We start from the raw sequence: 16,920 nt of genomic DNA on the forward strand, positions 1-16,920 counted from the left end.
GTGCATTTGCGCGGTCATCACCTGCCTGTCAACCTGGGATCAGGCCTTGCGGCGGCATCTTTGGCGCGTACAGGGTTGTGTGCATAGATATGAATCAGTACACAGATGTAAAAGAGGCCGGTAACCACAGGTGATGCCCATGGTTACCGGCCTTCTGGCCCCTTGTTGTCAGAACCGAAATCTCATTCCGGCAGTTGGGCCGAGGTGGGGGTCAGCCAATCGGATCAGGCCTGGAACCTGTTGCCGTAGGAGTCGCCCTGGCTGGCCACAACCTCGGCCTGGCGGGCGATGGAGAGCTCCTCGTTGGTGGGGATGACACAGACCGTGACTGTGCTGTCGGGGGTGGAGATGATCCTGCTCTCCTTGGACCGCGCGTCGTTCCTGGCCTCGTCAAGCTTGATGCCGAAGGGTGCCAGCTGTTCGATGACCCTCCTACGGACGATCTCATCGTTCTCACCGACACCGGCGGTGAAGGTGATGGCATCCAGGCCGCCCATCTGGGCGGTGTAGTTGCCGATGTAGCCGACGATGCGGTGCACGTAGATGTCCAAGGCCAGCTTGGCGTCCTCATTGCCCTCGGAGATCAGACGGTGAACCTCGCGCATGTCGCCGAAGCCGGTCAGACCGGTCATACCGGAGCGCTTGTTGAAGAGGGTGTCCAACTCGTCCACGCTCATGTGGGCGTTGCGGATCAGGTGGAAGACCACGGCCGGGTCGATGTCGCCGGTGCGGCCGCCCATGACCAGACCCTCAAGAGGGGTCAGGCCCATGGAGGTCTCGACCGGGTGACCGGAGATCTGAGCGGAGGCGGAAGCACCGTTGCCGATATGCAGAACGATCTGACGCAGACCCTCGGCGGGCTTGCCGATCAGGTCGGGGACCAGCTGGCCCACATACTGGTGGCTGGTGCCGTGGGCACCGTAGCGGCGGATGTGATACTGTTCGGCGATTTCCTTGTTCAGGGCGTATGTGGATGCCTTCTTGGGCAGTTCGAAGAAGAAGGAGGAATCAAAGACGAAGACCTGGGGGGTGTCGGGCATGAGCCTGCTCATGACCTCGGCACCCTCGGCCTCGGGCCCGTTGTGGAGGGGGGCCAGGACCGCCAGGTCCTTGACCTGGCTCAGGGTCTTCTCGGTCAGGAGGGCCGGCTTGGGGAAGATGGAGCCACCCTGGACCACTCGATGGCCGACGGCGATGATGCCGGCCTTGTCCAGGTCGGGGCCATACTCCTTGAAGAAGCCCAGAACGCGCTTCAGACCGGTCTCATGGTCGTGGATGGGCTCCTCCAACTCGTGCTTCTGGCCTTGGTACTCGTGCTTGTAGTGTCCATCTACGGGCTCGCCGATCTTCTCGACCAGTCCGGAAGCCAGGGACTGGCTGGTTTCCAGATCCACCAGCTGATATTTGATCGAGCTGGAACCCGAATTGATAACTAGGACGGTTTTCGCCATTGGGGCATCCTCCTGATGTACTGGATAGAGCATAAAGCTCCTCAATCAGTCAACAGGATACTCGTCGGCCCTTACAAATGGCTTTGGAATGCCACTTTCAGGGCATTATCAGCCCTGGAAAACAATGAGGACCCGATTCTGAAGAATCGGGTCCAAGGACCGTGGGGCCTCCCCAAGGGGGGGGGGTGCCGCTGATGGGAGAGGTTCAGCTCTGCTGCGCTTCGACTGCGGTAAGGGCGACGGTATTGATGATGTCGGCCACCAGAGCGCCGCGTGACAGGTCATTGACCGGACGGTTCAGCCCCTGCAGAACAGGACCGATGGCCAGGGCGCCCGAGGTGCGCTGGACGGCCTTGTAGCCTATGTTTCCGGCGCAGAGGTTGGGGAAGACGAAGACATTGACCTTTCCGGCAACCTGGTCGCCCTTGGCCTTGGCGGCCGCCACGGTAGGCGACCAGGCCGCATCGAACTGGATCGAGCCGACGATGGGCAGGTCCGGGGCCTTCTCCTTGGCCAATCGCGTGGCCTCCTCGACCAGGTCCACGTCCGGCCCCTTGCCGGAACCCAGCGTGGAATAGGAGAGCATTCCTACCTTGGGGTCGATTCCGAAGGACCGTGCGGTCTGGGCCGACTGGATGGCGATGTCGGCCAGCTGCTCGGCGTTGGGGTTCAGGTTGATGGCGCAGTCGGCGAAGACGGCCACGTGGTCACGGAAGCACATGAGGAAGGCCCCGGAAACCAGGGAGGCATCGGGCTTGGTCTTGATGACCTGCAGGGCAGGACGGACCGTGTTGGCAGTGGAATTGATGGAGCCTGAGACCAGACCATCGGCCTTGCCCAGGACGACCAGCATGGTGCCGAAGTAGGAGGCGTCGGTCAGCTGCTGACGGGCCTGGTCGGGGGTCATACCCTTCTTGGCCCTGAGCTGGCAGAGTTTCTCGGTCATGGGTTCCAGGACGCTCTCGTCATCCATGGCCTGGAAGGTGGCCTTGTCAAGGTTGTTCAGGCCCAGTTCCTTCCCCCGGGCCAGGATGGCATCCTTGCCACCGACGATGATCAGGTCGACGATGTCTCGTGCCAGGAGGTAGTCGGCAGCCTTGATGATGCGATCCTCACCGCCCTCGGGCAGGACGATCGTTTTCTTGTCGGACTTGGCTCGTGCCAGGAGGTCGTTCTGGAAAGCCGCCGGCGTGGTGACCCGGGGTTTGGATTCCTCAACGGCGGCGAGTACCTGGTCCAGGTCGACGTCCTTGGTGAAAGTCCGGTAGGCATCTTCACGGATTTGTCCGGCAGTGGGGTCCGAGTCGAAGTCCTTCCTGGAGACGGTCCAGACCGGCCGGTCATAATCCTTGAAAGCCTCCTGCAGCGGTGCCTTCTGGTCCTCATCGCAGCCGGAGACGAAGACCCCGGCCAAGGTGGTGCCACTGGCCTCAACGGTCCTGCGGCAGGCCTGTACGGTCTTCATGACCTGCTTGGGTTCGCGGCCGATGGTGCAGACCACCAGAAGGACGGGGGAACGCAGGTCAGCCGCGATGTCGGCATCGAGGTCCATGATTTCCGGGTCGAAGACTTTGGAGTGGTCACTGCCGACCACCAGAACCATATCGGGCTCGGCCTGGGCCATGACCCGGTCATGAGCTGCAAGGGCATCGGCACGGGTCTGATCCGGATCCTGCGTCGCCTTGCAAGAACAGGCGCCGCGGCAGGTCTCCGCAGTCAGCTCAGGCGAGCTGCTGGCTTTGATAAGGGTATCGGTCAGCATCTCCTTGCGGCAGGCAACCGGACGTAGGATGGCCGTCTTCATCCGGGCCGACAGGGCCTTGGTAAGACCGTATGCCACGACGTTACGACCGTTGGCCGCCTCCGGGCTGATGATGGTGATGCTTGCAGGACTCACTGTGTCTCTCCTGTTCATAGGTCTCGTGTGACTGCTTCGTTCACAACCATCCTCAGTATAGGTGCTCGATACAACACCCATGGTGCGGGGAAGTCTGAATCAAGGTTTGGAACATTGCAAATCCAAGGCTTTCACAGTCATTGCAACAGAATGAAATACTCCGGTCGGTCAGGTCTGGCGCCACTATATTGTTTGTCATATGTGTCACGGCAGCTCTGAAGTGCTCCCGACGAAAGGAGTGAAGGAAAGGCTGACCGGTGTGACCTTGACGGAGGTTGCCCAATCAGCCGGGGTCTCCCTCTCAACGGCATCGCGCGTGTTCTCACGTCCTGGCAGGGTTGGGCCGGAAACCAGGAACCGTGTATTGCAAACAGCAAGGCGCCTGGGATACCACCAGAAGGTCGTGTCTGTTCCGACTGATAACCGTATTCAAGGCTTCCTGGCCGTGGTGGTGACGGATTTGGAGAATATCGTTTCAGCCAGAATCGCCAGAGGAATACAACGCTCCTGTCAGTCACGCAAGTTTGGCCTATCCATTCTTGACACACAGGAAAGTGTGGCCCAGGAAGCCGGTTCCATCCGTGGAATTCTGAGCCACGTGGACGGGCTCATCCTCGGGTCCTCCAGACTGTCAGACGCTCAGATTCGGCATTTCGCTTCCACTAAACCAATTGTCGTGCTCAACAGGGTGGTTCCGGGTATTCCCTCGATTTGGGTGGACGAGTCGGCCAGCATCGAACAGGTGCTTGAAGACTTGCGGAGGAATGGGCACAGCTCCCTGTCGTATATGCAGGGTCCAGAGAATTCCTGGCAGAATGTAGTCAGGTTGAGGGCTGCCACGGTCTCTTCCAAAACACACGGGTTGGAACTCAGGGTGCTTCCGTGCGCCTATCCTGTCGAGGAACGTGGCCACAGGGTCTATAAGGCCTTCTTGAGAAGTCCGACGGATGCGGTGTTGACGTTCAATGATGACATCGCCATCGGGTTTGTCCGTTATCTGGAGGAACACGGAATCTCGGTGCCGGAGCAGGTTTCGGTGGTCGGCATTGATGATAACCCGATTGGTCGGTTCATGACCCCGGCCCTGACCACCATCCGTATTCCCCATGCTGAAATGGGTTTTCAGGCTGCCCAGATGCTCATCGATGAGATTCTTCACCTATCAGATCGTCACGCCACGGTTTGCAGCGTCTCCACCAGCCTCATAGAACGAGCAAGCACCGGCGCAGCCCCAGGTCATGTTCTGACGTAGGGCCACGTCGGTGCTGCTTTCCGTCCGTTACTTGACCGACTTGATCGAAAGGACGAAGAGGACGGAGAGGACGGACATGACGATGGCGATCGGGAAGATGTAGATGTAGGTCCCGGTCATCGATACGATGATGGAGGTCAGAGCCATGCCTGCGGACTGACCGGCAGTCGTAGCTGCGTTGATGAAGCCCAAATCCTTGCCCGCGTTCTCCTTGCTGGGAAGAACGTCCACATTCAGTGCCTGGTCGATAGCCATAAAGATTCCCTGCCCTAAGGCCACGAAGATCGAGGCAATGTATATGCCGGTGATGGTACGCATGGCCAGGGGGAAGATGAATCCGATGATGGCCAGTACAGCGGAAAGGGCCACCATGGGTTTGCGGCGGTGAATGCGATCGGATAGCGGCCCCACAAACATGGCCACGATGGAAGCCACCATCTGGAAGATGGCGATTGTCGAAACGACCTTGGCGGCTGATGTCTTGGTCAGACCAATGTAGTCCTGGCAGATGTAAAGCCAGTAACCGGAGAGCATCTGGATGGCCAGCAGGAGCAGGGTCCGGCAGCAGAAAGCCTTCCAGAAGTCAGGGGCGTGCATGGGAGGGGTGAAGGAGTAGACGATGTGCTTCCATGCGCTCTGCCCTGTGTCAATGGTCTTTTCGTCCTTGTTGCCGGGCTCCCTGGGGATGATGGCCAGGAAGAGCATGGCCGAGATGAACATGCAGAATGAGGCGATAGTGAAGCCCATGTGGACACTGTCAATGAATCTTGCTCCGACCCAGGCGCCGATGGCCAGGCCAAGGGTGTTGCCGAAGCCGATGGCGGACGAGATCGTACCCCGGTACCGTTTTGGAACGCGGTCCGAAACGGTTGAGTAGATGGGGGAATTCATCATGTTGAAACTGAGTTTGGACAGCCAGAGTGTGATAACCAGACCTGTTATGATGCCGATGTTGCCCATGAGCAGGTAGAAGGCCAGGGTGAGCCATGCGCCCCAGAAGAGCCATGGTGAACGGCGACCGAATCTGGATCTGGTCAAATCGGACAGGGCACCGACGACGATGTTGGCGACCAAAGCCACGATGGAGCCGATTGAGGTCATTGTTCCTAAAACAGCGGTGGGGTTGGAGGCTCCCATGTCCTTGATGCGCTGTGGCAGCAGGACCTGGCTGACCATGGCGAAGCCGATGGACATGATAATCCAGAATGCCAGGTAGCCGATGGTCCATCGGGCCAGATTGAACCCCTCGACGTCTATTCCGTCATCATCGGCCTCCATGGCCTGTTCCGATAAATCCGTTTTGTGTGAATCCATGAATCTCTCCTTTAACCTCAACAGCCTTGTTCAGATGGAAATAAGGTCCTTGGCCGTGAAGCCCAGCCTGACCTGATGGTGGTCTCCCTCAGGGTTGGGGAATCTGACCAGGGCGCGCCGGGTCTGGCCGTCGAAAAACCATCCACTGGTGGTCTCACGGAATCGGTCCATGCTCAGATACCTCTTCAGGGGTCTGCCGTCCAGCTCGACCTCGAGGGGGGCCATGGTCCTGGACAGCACTGCCAGGGTCATCCGCTTGACCTTGGTCGTGAAATCACCAGTGCCATCCATATTCAGAGTGACGCCCTGCTCATCGGGGTGGACGCTGATTTCGGTCTGCCGGTACCCACCATGGAGGTAGTCCATGGAAACGCCATCATCCTCATACAGGTCGAAAGATGTCTCGCGATTGGGCTCGACCAGAATCTCCAAGTGGTCGATGGGATCATGATGGAGATTGGTCAGCTCCTGGCAGGTCGGTATGATGCCTCCAGCTCGCAGGAAGAGCGGAATGCTGCCCAGGTTAACGGGAACCTCGATTTGACTACCTCCAGGGATATACCGGTGGCTGGTCAAATCGAACCAGTCGGTCCCCTTGGGGAGGTAGACCTGAATGCTGTCTACGCCCTTGTCCAGGACGTTGGCCACCAGGAGGGAGGGCCCCAGCATGAATTCGAAGCTCTCCTCATAGGTGCGGGGGTCGTTCTGGAATTCATAGACCAGGGGACGCATGATGGGTGACCCGTCTACGGACGCCTGATGGAGTAGGGCATAGAAGTATGGGGCGAGGCTGTAGCGAAGCCTCATGGCCTTGCTGATGTACTTGGTGTAGGCCGGATACATCCAAGGCTCGGTGACCGTGTTGTCCGTATTGCAGGAATGAATAGAGAAGCGGGGTTGGAAGATGCCGTTCTGAACCCAGCGCACGAAGAGCTCCGGGTCCGGGGCCGGGCCATCGAAACCGCCAATGTCACACCCCTGGTTCGCCACTCCCGACAGGCCCATACCCAGGATGGTCGGTACGTTGTACTTGAGATTGGTCCAGCTGGTTCCGTTGTCGCCCGCCCAGGTCTGTGCGTAGCGCTGAATGCCCGCAAACCCGGCCCGGTTGATAACGTAGGGTCGGGTGCCGGGTGCGTATTCCTTGACTGCATCCTGTGCCGTCTTGGCCATCATGGTTGACATAATCGGTTTTACCATGCTGATGGGAAGGTGCTGTCCTTCGGCATCGACCAGGGCCTGGTCTTCGTTGATTTCATACTCGTTGTTATCGTTCCAGATGCTGGTAATGCCCAGGGAGAGCAGGTTATTCCGCATCTCCGCGGCCCATGCCCGACGGCCGGACGGGCTGGTGAAATCCACGAAGTGGGCCGGTCCGCCCCAGTATCGGTCCTCTTGCCAATCCGTGCCGTCGGGTGTCCTGACGTAGGCCTCCTCCTGTTCCATCCGTTCGGTGTAAGGGTGGGTTGTCAGCATGCCCGGCTTTATGTTGGGCGCCAGGAGGGCCCCCTTCCCCTTGAGATGGTCCACGAACCCCTTGGGGTCGGGGAAGCGGGTCTTGTTCCATGTGAAGACGTAACGTTTCCCGTCCGGTCCGCTCGTGTACCCGGAGGAGAGGAAGAATCCATCACAGGGGATGTCGTTCTCTCTGCAGGTGTCGATGAAGTCTTCGATGGCCTTGTCGCAGTCCTTGTCAAGTTCGGTGTAGAACATGGTTGAGCCCATGTATCCCAAGGATGACAGTGGCATCATGACGCTTTTTCCGGTCAGATCCGTGTAGTGATGGACCACATCGGCAATGGTGGGCCCACCGATGAAGAAGAGGTCAATGTCGCCGGCTTCTGCCTGAAAGTAGCTGTACCGGAGCCAGTAGTTGCTGTGTTCGGAATCCATGTCAAAGACCGAGTCGGCACTGTTGTTGTAGAAGAGGCCGTGGGCCAGGCCGGTGTCCTCGTTGAAATCAATGTAGAAGGGGATCATCTTGTAGAGGGGATCGCTCTTGGAGGCATCCCACCCCAGGGAGTCCGTGTTGTGCATCCGCATCCTGCGGCGGCGCTTGTCGAGGTCACCGGATTTCTCGCCGAACCCATAAAAGTGTTCGTGGTCTCCCATGCTGGAATAGTGGGTAGGGCGGCCCAGGCTGTCTTCGACGAAGGCCCTGCCGGGCAGGTCACGATGGATTACTCTGCCTTCCAGGTCGGTAATCGTGAAAGCAAATGGTTCCGGGGCTATATTCAGGATATATCGACCATTGGTGACGGTCTTGATTCCTTCAGGCCCATCCGCCACATCTATCTGTATGGGTTTGACCCGCTCGCGCTCATGGGCCATCAGATGATCGGTACTATCCTTCCAAGCGGTCTTGACCAGGGCATAGGAGAGTTCGGGTTTGAACTCCTGGTCAAAGGTGCTCCGTATACGGATGATGTTCTGGTCGAGCAGGTAGATTCTGAATCTGGCTCCGTTGGTGACCAGGTCCAAATAATCACCATGGTTGTCCATACTGATCAGCTTGGTGCTGGTTTTCATGACTGCCCTCCTTGGCGTCCTTGCGTGGAATAGCTTCACAACGGCCGTCCACCGAGGTGCTTATGCCCATTCGGCAGCGTCATGCTGCCTGACGTCCATTGCGATTACCTCCATTGTCGTCAGAAGGCAGGGAGAGCGGGAGGGTTTGCCAAGATTTTCCAAAAGGCGGATGAGATTATTGATTTCACAGGGAAGTTGCCGCCCCTGAGCATCCGGCAGGTTGGAGCATACCAGGATATGAAAAACCCCACCACCCGAAGGTGATGGGGATTCCGGAGGTCCTATCTGTGGTCGGGCTGATTCATCAGCCTGCAGGACCAGCTGATGATATTACTCGTTGTCTCCGGCGGTGGCGGCGGTGGCGGAGATGTTCTCCTGGCCGGCGCGGTTGGCATCGGGCCAGACCCAATCGGTGTAATCGGGGTGGTCGTAGCCCTTGTCCACGGCGAACTGGAAGGCCTCGTCGCGGAACCTGGTCCACTTGTCGATCTGGTCGGCGTACTTCGAGGCATCCACCATCTGCAGGGCGGAGGCCGCCAGGCACCAGCGATCCATGTTGTTGACCCGTACCATGTCGAACGGTGTGGTGGTGGAGCCCTGCTCCTCGTAGCCGTGAACCTTGAAGCTGTCGTGGTTGGGGCGGCCGTGGATCAGGCGGTAGATCGAGCCGGGATAGGCGTGGAAGGCGAAGAGGACGGGCTTGTCCTTGCTGAAGAGCTTGGTGAACTCCTCATCGGACAGGGCCTGGTCGTTCTCCTCGACGTCCTGGATCTTCAGCAGGTCGACGACGTTGACGAACTGGACCTTCAGGCCCAGCTTCTGGAGCATGTCATCGGCTGCCAGGGCTTCCTGGGTGGGAACATCACCGGCGGTGCCGATGACGATGTCGGCATCCTCGGCATCCTTGGCGTTGGAAGCCCAATCCCAGCGTGCGGCGCCCTTCTCCAGTTCGGCTGCGGCCTCGTCCACACTCTGATAGGTGGCGGCGGGCTGCTTGCCGGCGAAGATGGCGTTGATGCAGTTGGTGGACTTGTAGCAACGCTCACCGACGTTCAGCAGCATGTTGGCATCCGCGGGGAAGTAGATGTTGCTGACGTGGTCGTTGTTGAAGTTCTTGTTCAGCAGGATGTCGACGAAGCCGGGATCCTGGTGGGAGAACCCGTTGTGGTCCTGACGCCAGACGTGCGAGGTGACCAGGAGGTTCAGTCCGGCGATGGGCTTGCGCCACGGAATCTCGCGGACCGTTGCCTCCAGCCACTTGGCGTGCTGGTTGATCATCGAATCGATGACGTGGACGAAGGACTCGTAAGAGCTCCAGATGCCGTGACGGCCGGTCAGGAGGTAGCCCTCCAGGAAGCCTTCCATCTGATGCTCGGAGAGCTGCTCGATGACCTGGCCGGTGTGGGCCATGTGCTCGTCGGTCAGTTCAGAGAGGTAGTCGGCGTCCCACTGCTTGTTGGTCACATCGTAGGCGGCGGCAAGACGGTTCGAGGCCGTCTCGTCGGGTCCGAAGATGCGGAAGTCGGTGGGATTCTTGGCCAGGACGTCGCGGGTGTAGTAACCCAAAACGCGGGTGGCCTCGGTGGCTCCCCAGCCGTGACCATGCTTCTTCACATCGATCTCGTAGTCGTGCACGTCGGGCAGCTCCAGCGGCTTGAGCAGCCGGCCACCGTTGGCGTTGGGGTTCTCGCCGATACGCAGGTCTCCCTTGGGCATGAAGCTCGTCACCTCGGGCCGCAGGGCACCTTTCTCGTCGAAGAGCTCCTCGGGCTTGTAGGAGGAGAGCCAGTCCTTGAGGACCTGGAAGTGGGCCTCGGTATCGCGGGCGGAGGCCAGCGGCACCTGATGGGCGCGCCAGGAACCCTCGGTCTTCTTTCCGTCGATGAACTTGGGGCAGGTCCATCCCTTGGGCGTGCGGAAGATGATCATCGGGTAGAAGGGACGGGTCATGTCATCCGTCTGCGCCCGGGCCTTGATGTCGCAGATCCTGTCGAAGACGGTCTCCATGAGGTCCGCGAACCGGGCGTGGATGGAGAGGTGGTCCTCGTTGTCGAAACCGGCCACGAACTCGAAGGGCTCGTATCCCATGCCGTGGAAGAACTCGTGCAGCTCCTCGTCCGAGATACGCGACAGGATGGTCGGGTTGGCGATCTTGTACCCGTTCAGGTGCAAAATCGGCAGGACGATGCCGTCGGTACGGGGGTTGACCAGCTTGTTGGACTGCCAGCCGGTGGCCAGGGGGCCGGTCTCGGCCTCACCGTCGCCCACGATGCAGGGGACGAAGAGGCTGGGGTTGTTCATGATGGCGCCGTAAGCATGGGAGAGGGCATAGCCCAGCTCGCCACCCTCGTGGATGGACCCGGGGGTCTCAGGCGCGAAGTGGGAGGGAATGCCACCCGGGTAGGAGAACTGACGGAAGAACTTCTGCAGTCCGGCCTCGTCATTGGTGATCTTCGGGTAGTACTCGCTGTAGGTGCCATCCAGATAGGACTGGGAGGTACCGGCAGGGCCGCCGTGGCCTGGCCCCATGATGATCACGGTGTTCTGCTGGTGGTCGGCTATCAGGCGGTTGATGTGGCCGAGCAGGAAGTTCAGGCCGGGGGTGGTGCCCCAGTGGCCGACCAGACGGTGCTTGACATCCTCCCGGGTGAAGGGCTCCTTCATCAGGGGGTTGCTGCGAAGATAAATCTGTCCGATGGAAAGGTAATTGGCTGCGCGCCAATACTTATCGACGGCCTCGAGGGTCTCCTCGGCGATGGGGGTATCCAGCTTCGCCCAGGGGGTGCCAATAACAGGATTCGTCATGTGTACTCCTGCACTATAGTGCGATTGTTTATTTACCTCGGTTACAGGTCATAATGTCGTTTCTTCTGCGCGAACCATGACCCATATCCAATGCTCTTATGCTACGTGAAAGAGCAGACTTTCTGAACGTTTTCTTGCTGTGTGTGTTCACTCTTGTGAGAAAAAACTTGGCTTTTGTCTGGTTTCACTTGCTTTGACAGACGGGGGGGGGAGATGGCATTGCGGGTGTGCGGGAGCGGTCTGAACCAAAACCCCAGCGGTTTCGCAGACCGGTACGCTCCACCCTCTCAGCCTGGAGGGGAGTGGCGTTACCATTGTCGAAAACACCGACAATACTGTAGGTATCCTTCTGACCGGATTCCGGATCCCGGCGCAGACAGGGGCACAGACAAGGTACGACCGTATATAAGGAGTCATATGGCACAGGGTCCCGTCCTGGTGGTTGATTTCGGCGCACAGTATGCACAGCTTATTGCCAGGCGCGTCAGGGAGGCGGGTGTTTATTCGGAGCTGGTTCCGCATTCCATGTCCGTGGATCGGATGCTGGACAAGGATCCCCAGGCCATCATCCTCTCCGGCGGCCCGGCCTCGGTCTATGTGGACGGTGCCCCAGCCATCGACCGTCGCATCTTCGAGGCAGGTGTGCCGGTTTTGGGCATCTGCTACGGCTTCCAGGTCATGGCTCACGAGCTGGGTGGCCTGGTCGACAAGGCGGCCCAGGGTGAATACGGCAAGACCGAAGCAGTAATCGATGACCCCAGGGGTATTCTGCAGGACTCCCCGGCCAGACAGGACGTCTGGATGAGCCACGGTGTGGCCGTCAATCAGGCCCCGGAGGGATTTGAGGTCCTGGCCCATACCGAGGGAGCGCCGGTGGCGGCCATGCAGGATCCGGCAAGGGGTCTCTATGGGGTCCAGTGGCACCCCGAGGTCACCAACACCCCGATGGGGCAGGACCTCATCGAGCATTTCCTCCATGATTGCGCCGGTCTGCCCTCCAACTGGAATGCCTCCAACATCATCGATGACCAGGTCCAGGCCATCCGGCGTACGGTCGGTCCCCACCGGGTCATTTGCGGACTTTCGGGAGGCGTGGACTCCGCCGTGGCCGCCGCTCTGGTCCACAAGGCGGTGGGGGATCGGCTCACCTGCGTCTTCGTTGATCATGGCCTGCTGCGCAAGGGTGAGGTGGAACAGGTCAAGCATGACTTCGTCAAGGCCACGGGCATCAGGCTGATCGCCGTCGATGCATCCGAGGATTTCCTTTCCGCCCTCAAGGGTGTTTCCGAGCCGGAGCGCAAGCGGAAGATCATCGGCGAGAAGTTCATCCGCGCCTTCGAGAAGGCCGCCAGGCAGGTTGTGGAGCAGGCCGGCCAGCAGGGCGAGGAGGTCCGCTTCCTGGTCCAGGGAACCCTCTATCCGGATGTGGTGGAGTCCGGTGGTGGTGACGGCGCCTCCAACATCAAGTCGCATCACAATGTCGGTGGTCTCCCCGAAGACCTGAACTTCACCCTGGTGGAGCCCCTGCGGACCCTCTTCAAGGATGAGGTCAGGGCCATCGGCACGGAGCTGGGCCTGCCCGACGAAATCGTCTGGCGTCAGCCCTTCCCGGGTCCTGGTCTGGGTATCCGCATCATCGGCGACATCACCCGGGAACGGCTGGATCTTCTCCGGGAGGCTGATGCCATAGCCCGTGAGGAGATGACCAAGGCCGGTCTGGACCGTGACATCTGGCAGTGCCCTGTGGTTCTTCTGGCCAATGTCCACTCGGTGGGCGTCCAGGGTGATGAACGCACCTACGGTTCGCCCATCGTCCTGCGTCCGGTCGGTTCGGAGGATGCCATGACGGCCGACTGGTCCCGTATTCCCTATGATGTGCTGGCGACCATCTCCACCCGGATCACCAACGAGTGCCCGGGCATCAACCGCGTGGTCCTGGATGTTACCTCGAAGCCGCCGGCCACCATCGAGTGGGAGTAAGAAGGTTCCGCTTCAAAGACGGCCTGCGCAGGTTCATGCCTGTGCGCAAATGCAGGAACCTTGCAGTTTTGCCCGCTTCTGTCGATGATGTGAAGTCAAGCCTATGGATCAGCCTCGGAACCCTAGCGGTCCGGGGCTTTTCGCTGTCCCAGAACCGGCGCCTTCATTTCGCGTGTTGCCGTTGAAACAAACAGACCAGACCCGGCAGCAGTCCGTGAGTGACGTGGCTCAGATTACGCCCGACTGGTTTCGTCGCTGGCCTTCCTGAGGGTCTTTGACGGCTCGGTATCGTTGCGCGAATACTATTTCAGGCTTCGCTTCAGAACCTGAGGCATCTTCCTCGAGCTGATCATCCCGATTGCATCATCTGAGTCGTCTGACGGATCATCGGGTGGAACACGGCGTTTGATTCCCTCGGTTTTTGCCTGCGGATTGATCACTTGCACGTTCAGGGTGGTGTTAATCTCCTCGACCGAAGTCCAACGCTTGATAAGCACCTCCTCACAAAGGCCAGCAGTTTTGTACACTCATCATGCATGAAATGTCCGTTGGTTGCGAGGGTCATGGATGTGGCCGCGGTTATTCCTGTCTTCCTCCAACGGTGCCCGGCAACACCCCGCCGCCAGCGATGAGTGCAGTCCCGCCGACCATCCCTGAACCGCCGGAGGCAATAGCTCCGCCGCCGAGATAGGTCTCCTCCGGTTTCTCGCCAGCTTCAGGGTTCCGTTCCTCATGCGTGGCTATCGCGTCGGCAACGCACGCAACCACGAAAGGTGCGATACCGACGTAAGTGATCCTCAGCAGGAAAACCTCCTGCATCCCGCCCTGTATTCCACGCACGGCTGCATCGGCGAAATCGACGGTTGTGCAAACACTCCGCTTGATCCCGTCACCATATGACGCATGGCTGGTGTGCCCGGGGAAGGATGCTTTCCGGAGCGATGCGACAGAGATCACTGAAATCTTGAATCTTCCAGTCACGAATCCCTCTGAACAGTCTGTTGCGGAAGTAGATTCCGCGGACAAGGCACTGATCGAGCAGTACAGGAGCCGCCTGCTGCCCAGCTCTCCGAGCAAGCCGATCTCCATGCGGGGGTCAACTGCTTCTCAGTGCCCATGATGATTTCTCCGCAGGCCTCATGGTCTGCAAGACCGGTGCCGTTGAACAGTTTGGACAACCATGCCCTGAAGTTATTATCAACGCTCTTGGCTTTTTTGAAGTAGGGGAGTGCCGATATTTCCTTCACGAAGCAAATCAAAGGGCCGGGTATGCCGGTGCCGTCATTGATGGTTCCACCCGAACCGGCCATGTCGCTGGTCATGTGGGACAACCACCCGATTGTTCAGAAGGTGGATTTCTTCTGCAAGTTCTTTCCGAGATATTGCCGGTGCGATCGGGCACGGGTACGACGAGAAGGTCCCCGCCCGTATTAGTGCCTAGAGACAAGACGGTGAAATGAGTGAAGATCGACATCGCCAATCCACCGATGCTGAAATGGTGTGCGAAGTAGCGGAAGTGGTGCTGTTGTCCGCCGCCAAAGGCATTGGTGTCGCCATCCGCTGACAATGGATGGTGCTTTTCGGGGGTCCTTATCGCCCCACTGAGGGAGTCGCCTGTATATCCTTCGATCCGGGCGATCTTTTTGATGATTCGCTCGACTTACCATGACCCGGTCGCTTGCGCGGTCGATCGAGAGCCCCCCGGCGAAGAAGTCGTCGGTAAGGCCGGCAATGACACCGCTGATCACGGCAACGACGCAATCGACCTTATCCGCTTCGCGACTACCTTCCGCTCGCACTCGATATGGTCTGGTAACCGTTCTGGGATCCTGATGCTGACCTGATCGGCTATATTGGTTGACTCGGTGCTGACAGCATCGGAATCGATGCGCCCAGGCAACAAACGATGCTCTGGGAACACTATTTCATATTGCATGACCGGCATATCGTCATTGGGGGTTGTCGGTTCCGGCACCGGATCCGTCTTTCCTGTGTGTTCCGCGAATAAACGGGACCGCTGATTGCTCATCACTGCACATTGTCATGAATCGAGACCTGTCTGGTCCGGTCCTTGTGATCCTTGGGGGTGGCATCTTCGTTCGTTTCCGCAACGATGCGCAAGCTGCCTCTCCCGAGGTCAACAATAGCGAGGGTATCTGGGGATCGTCGGTTTCCGAGATACCTCGGTGGCATACAAGGTGGACATGGGGAGAATCGAACATCATTCCTCGAGACGTGAGCCATGGTACCGGTGAAGGCGAGCGATTTATTTGTTTTTTGGGGGTGGGGTAACGATCAGCCCTCATTCGGTACCGGATGGCAGGGAAAGAAGATGGCATGGAAACCGGCGTCGAATGTCCGGCAATCCATGCCATCCGAATCAGGAGGAGAGTCCGCCATGCATCTCAGACCGTAGAGTCGAGGACCAGACCCTCGTTTGCCTCTTCCCTCACGAAGAAGGGCGTTTTCAGGCCTTCGAGTGTCACTCGGCGGATAGAGCAATGGTTGGTGTTTTCCATGAAGATGCCGGATTGGCTCAATTTGGGGGCGTTCGCAATCATTGCCGGTTCTGCCGGCTGGCTATCCTCGTCCATGCTTATATCCATATCATGCATGGTCAGGTCCTTGATTGGCATCTCGGGCAGACCATAAATAAATGCCGCGGTCGACCTGACTTTGGTGGCGCGGATGTCATGAATGAGAATGTGCCGGTATTGCGGGGTTCCTGAATCGACGGGTCGGGAGGATTTGTCCCAAACACAGGGTTCTTTTCCTGCTGGTCCATAATGGTAGTATGAATTAATCACTACGGGGCAGAGGGTATCAGCCATGACGATGTCGGATGCCACGATATCTGAGATGACTCCGCCCCGGCCACGTCTCGTTTTCATTCTGATTCCACGATCGGTCTGATCAAACACGCAACCGGTGATGACCACGTTGCGTATGTCGCCACTCATCTCACTGCCAAGGACAACTCCGCCGTGGCCATGCAGCATGTTGCATCCACTGATGATGATGCCCCGACAAGCGGACTTACGTGTGGTCTGTTCTGTTCCGGACTTGATGGCGATGCAATCGTCACCTACATCAAATGTGCAGCCTAACACTCTGACATTGCTACATGATTCGGGATCCAACCCGTCAGTATTGGGTGAATCTGATGGATTGTGCACGGTCACGTTGGTGATGAGCACGTTGTTGCTTTCCAATGGATGCAGGGTCCATGAAGGTGAATTCACGAACGTTAGATCCTGGATGGAGATGTTGCTGCAGTTTTCCAGCGACAACAGGAACGGTCTGGGATATTCGAGATTGTCTGTGCTGAACCGCTTCCACCAGGTTTGCCCACTCCCATCTATCAAGCCGGTACCTCTGAGTGTGACATGATCGAGACCTGTGCCGTATATGCAGGCACGGTGCATTTCCCTCGAGACGCCTTCCCATCGGGAGATGACCGGCGGATAGAGAGATGAATCAGGAATGAAACTGATGCGAGATCCCGATTGAACCGTAAGTGTCAGGTTGTCGCAAAGGGCAATGGACCCTGTCCGGTAGACGCCGCCTTGCAGAACAAGCTCACCACCGCCTTGGGTGCGGATAGCTTCAATCGCACTGGTGAATGTCTCGGTATTGTCCGTCGTTCCATCTCCGACGCCGCCAAAATCTTCAATCGTATATTGACTCATTGT

General features: G+C 58.5%; 11 protein-coding genes. 2 read left to right on the plus strand and 9 right to left on the minus strand.

What is annotated here, in order from left to right:
- Nucleotides 1-224: 224 nt before the first annotated feature.
- Together Q0K62_RS00600 and pta are read right to left on the minus strand one after the other, a co-directional pair.
- The gene (locus tag Q0K62_RS00600; protein WP_297316044.1) at nucleotides 225-1,451 is read right to left on the minus strand and encodes an acetate kinase; all 1,227 of its coding nucleotides are present in this window, start codon (nucleotides 1,449-1,451) and stop codon (nucleotides 225-227) included.
- Nucleotides 1,452-1,656: 205 nt separating this feature from the next.
- Nucleotides 1,657-3,366, minus strand: a complete 1,710-nt coding sequence (gene pta, locus Q0K62_RS00605) for a phosphate acetyltransferase (protein ID WP_297316045.1) — start codon at nucleotides 3,364-3,366, stop codon at nucleotides 1,657-1,659.
- Between the two features lie 181 nt (nucleotides 3,367-3,547).
- Here pta and Q0K62_RS00610 point away from each other — a divergent pair, with 181 nt between their 5' ends.
- On the plus strand, nucleotides 3,548-4,600 hold the full coding sequence (locus Q0K62_RS00610) for a LacI family DNA-binding transcriptional regulator (RefSeq protein WP_297316046.1): 1,053 nt from the start codon (nucleotides 3,548-3,550) through the stop codon (nucleotides 4,598-4,600).
- 27 nt (nucleotides 4,601-4,627) lie between these two features.
- Here Q0K62_RS00610 and Q0K62_RS00615 read toward each other — a convergent pair whose 3' ends face one another.
- The 3 genes from Q0K62_RS00615 to Q0K62_RS00625 form a co-directional block, all read right to left on the minus strand.
- Entirely contained in the window at nucleotides 4,628-5,914 is a 1,287-nt protein-coding gene (locus Q0K62_RS00615) for an MFS transporter (RefSeq protein ID WP_297316047.1), read from the minus strand.
- Nucleotides 5,915-5,944: 30 nt separating this feature from the next.
- Nucleotides 5,945-8,443 (minus strand): TIM-barrel domain-containing protein, encoded by a 2,499-nt coding sequence (locus Q0K62_RS00620; RefSeq protein WP_297316048.1) that lies wholly within the window; start codon nucleotides 8,441-8,443, stop codon nucleotides 5,945-5,947.
- Between the two features lie 330 nt (nucleotides 8,444-8,773).
- Nucleotides 8,774-11,248, minus strand: a complete 2,475-nt coding sequence (locus tag Q0K62_RS00625) for a phosphoketolase (RefSeq protein WP_297316049.1) — start codon at nucleotides 11,246-11,248, stop codon at nucleotides 8,774-8,776.
- Between the two features lie 417 nt (nucleotides 11,249-11,665).
- Here Q0K62_RS00625 and guaA point away from each other — a divergent pair, with 417 nt between their 5' ends.
- Entirely contained in the window at nucleotides 11,666-13,228 is a 1,563-nt protein-coding gene (gene guaA / locus Q0K62_RS00630) for a glutamine-hydrolyzing GMP synthase (protein WP_297316050.1), read from the plus strand.
- Nucleotides 13,229-13,807: 579 nt separating this feature from the next.
- Here the strand turns inward: guaA and Q0K62_RS00635 are convergent.
- From Q0K62_RS00635 to Q0K62_RS00650, 4 genes are all read right to left on the minus strand, one after another.
- Nucleotides 13,808-14,209, minus strand: coding sequence for a hypothetical protein (locus Q0K62_RS00635; protein ID WP_297316051.1), 402 nt, complete (start codon nucleotides 14,207-14,209; stop codon nucleotides 13,808-13,810).
- Nucleotides 14,206-14,550: a hypothetical protein gene (locus Q0K62_RS00640; protein WP_297316052.1), complete on the minus strand. Its 345-nt coding sequence runs from the start codon at nucleotides 14,548-14,550 to the stop codon at nucleotides 14,206-14,208. The genes Q0K62_RS00635 and Q0K62_RS00640 overlap by 4 nt, the downstream gene beginning before the upstream one ends.
- A gap of 422 nt (nucleotides 14,551-14,972) precedes the next feature.
- Entirely contained in the window at nucleotides 14,973-15,257 is a 285-nt protein-coding gene (locus tag Q0K62_RS00645) for a hypothetical protein (RefSeq protein WP_297316053.1), read from the minus strand.
- Nucleotides 15,258-15,633: 376 nt separating this feature from the next.
- A complete protein-coding gene (locus tag Q0K62_RS00650; RefSeq protein WP_297316054.1) occupies nucleotides 15,634-16,917 on the minus strand; it encodes a glycoside hydrolase family 28 protein in 1,284 nt (427 codons plus the stop codon).
- Nucleotides 16,918-16,920 lie beyond the last annotated feature (3 nt).

The sequence above is a fragment of the uncultured Bifidobacterium sp. genome (genome assembly GCF_945269915.1).
Lineage (GTDB): Bacteria > Actinomycetota > Actinomycetes > Actinomycetales > Bifidobacteriaceae > Bombiscardovia > Bombiscardovia indica.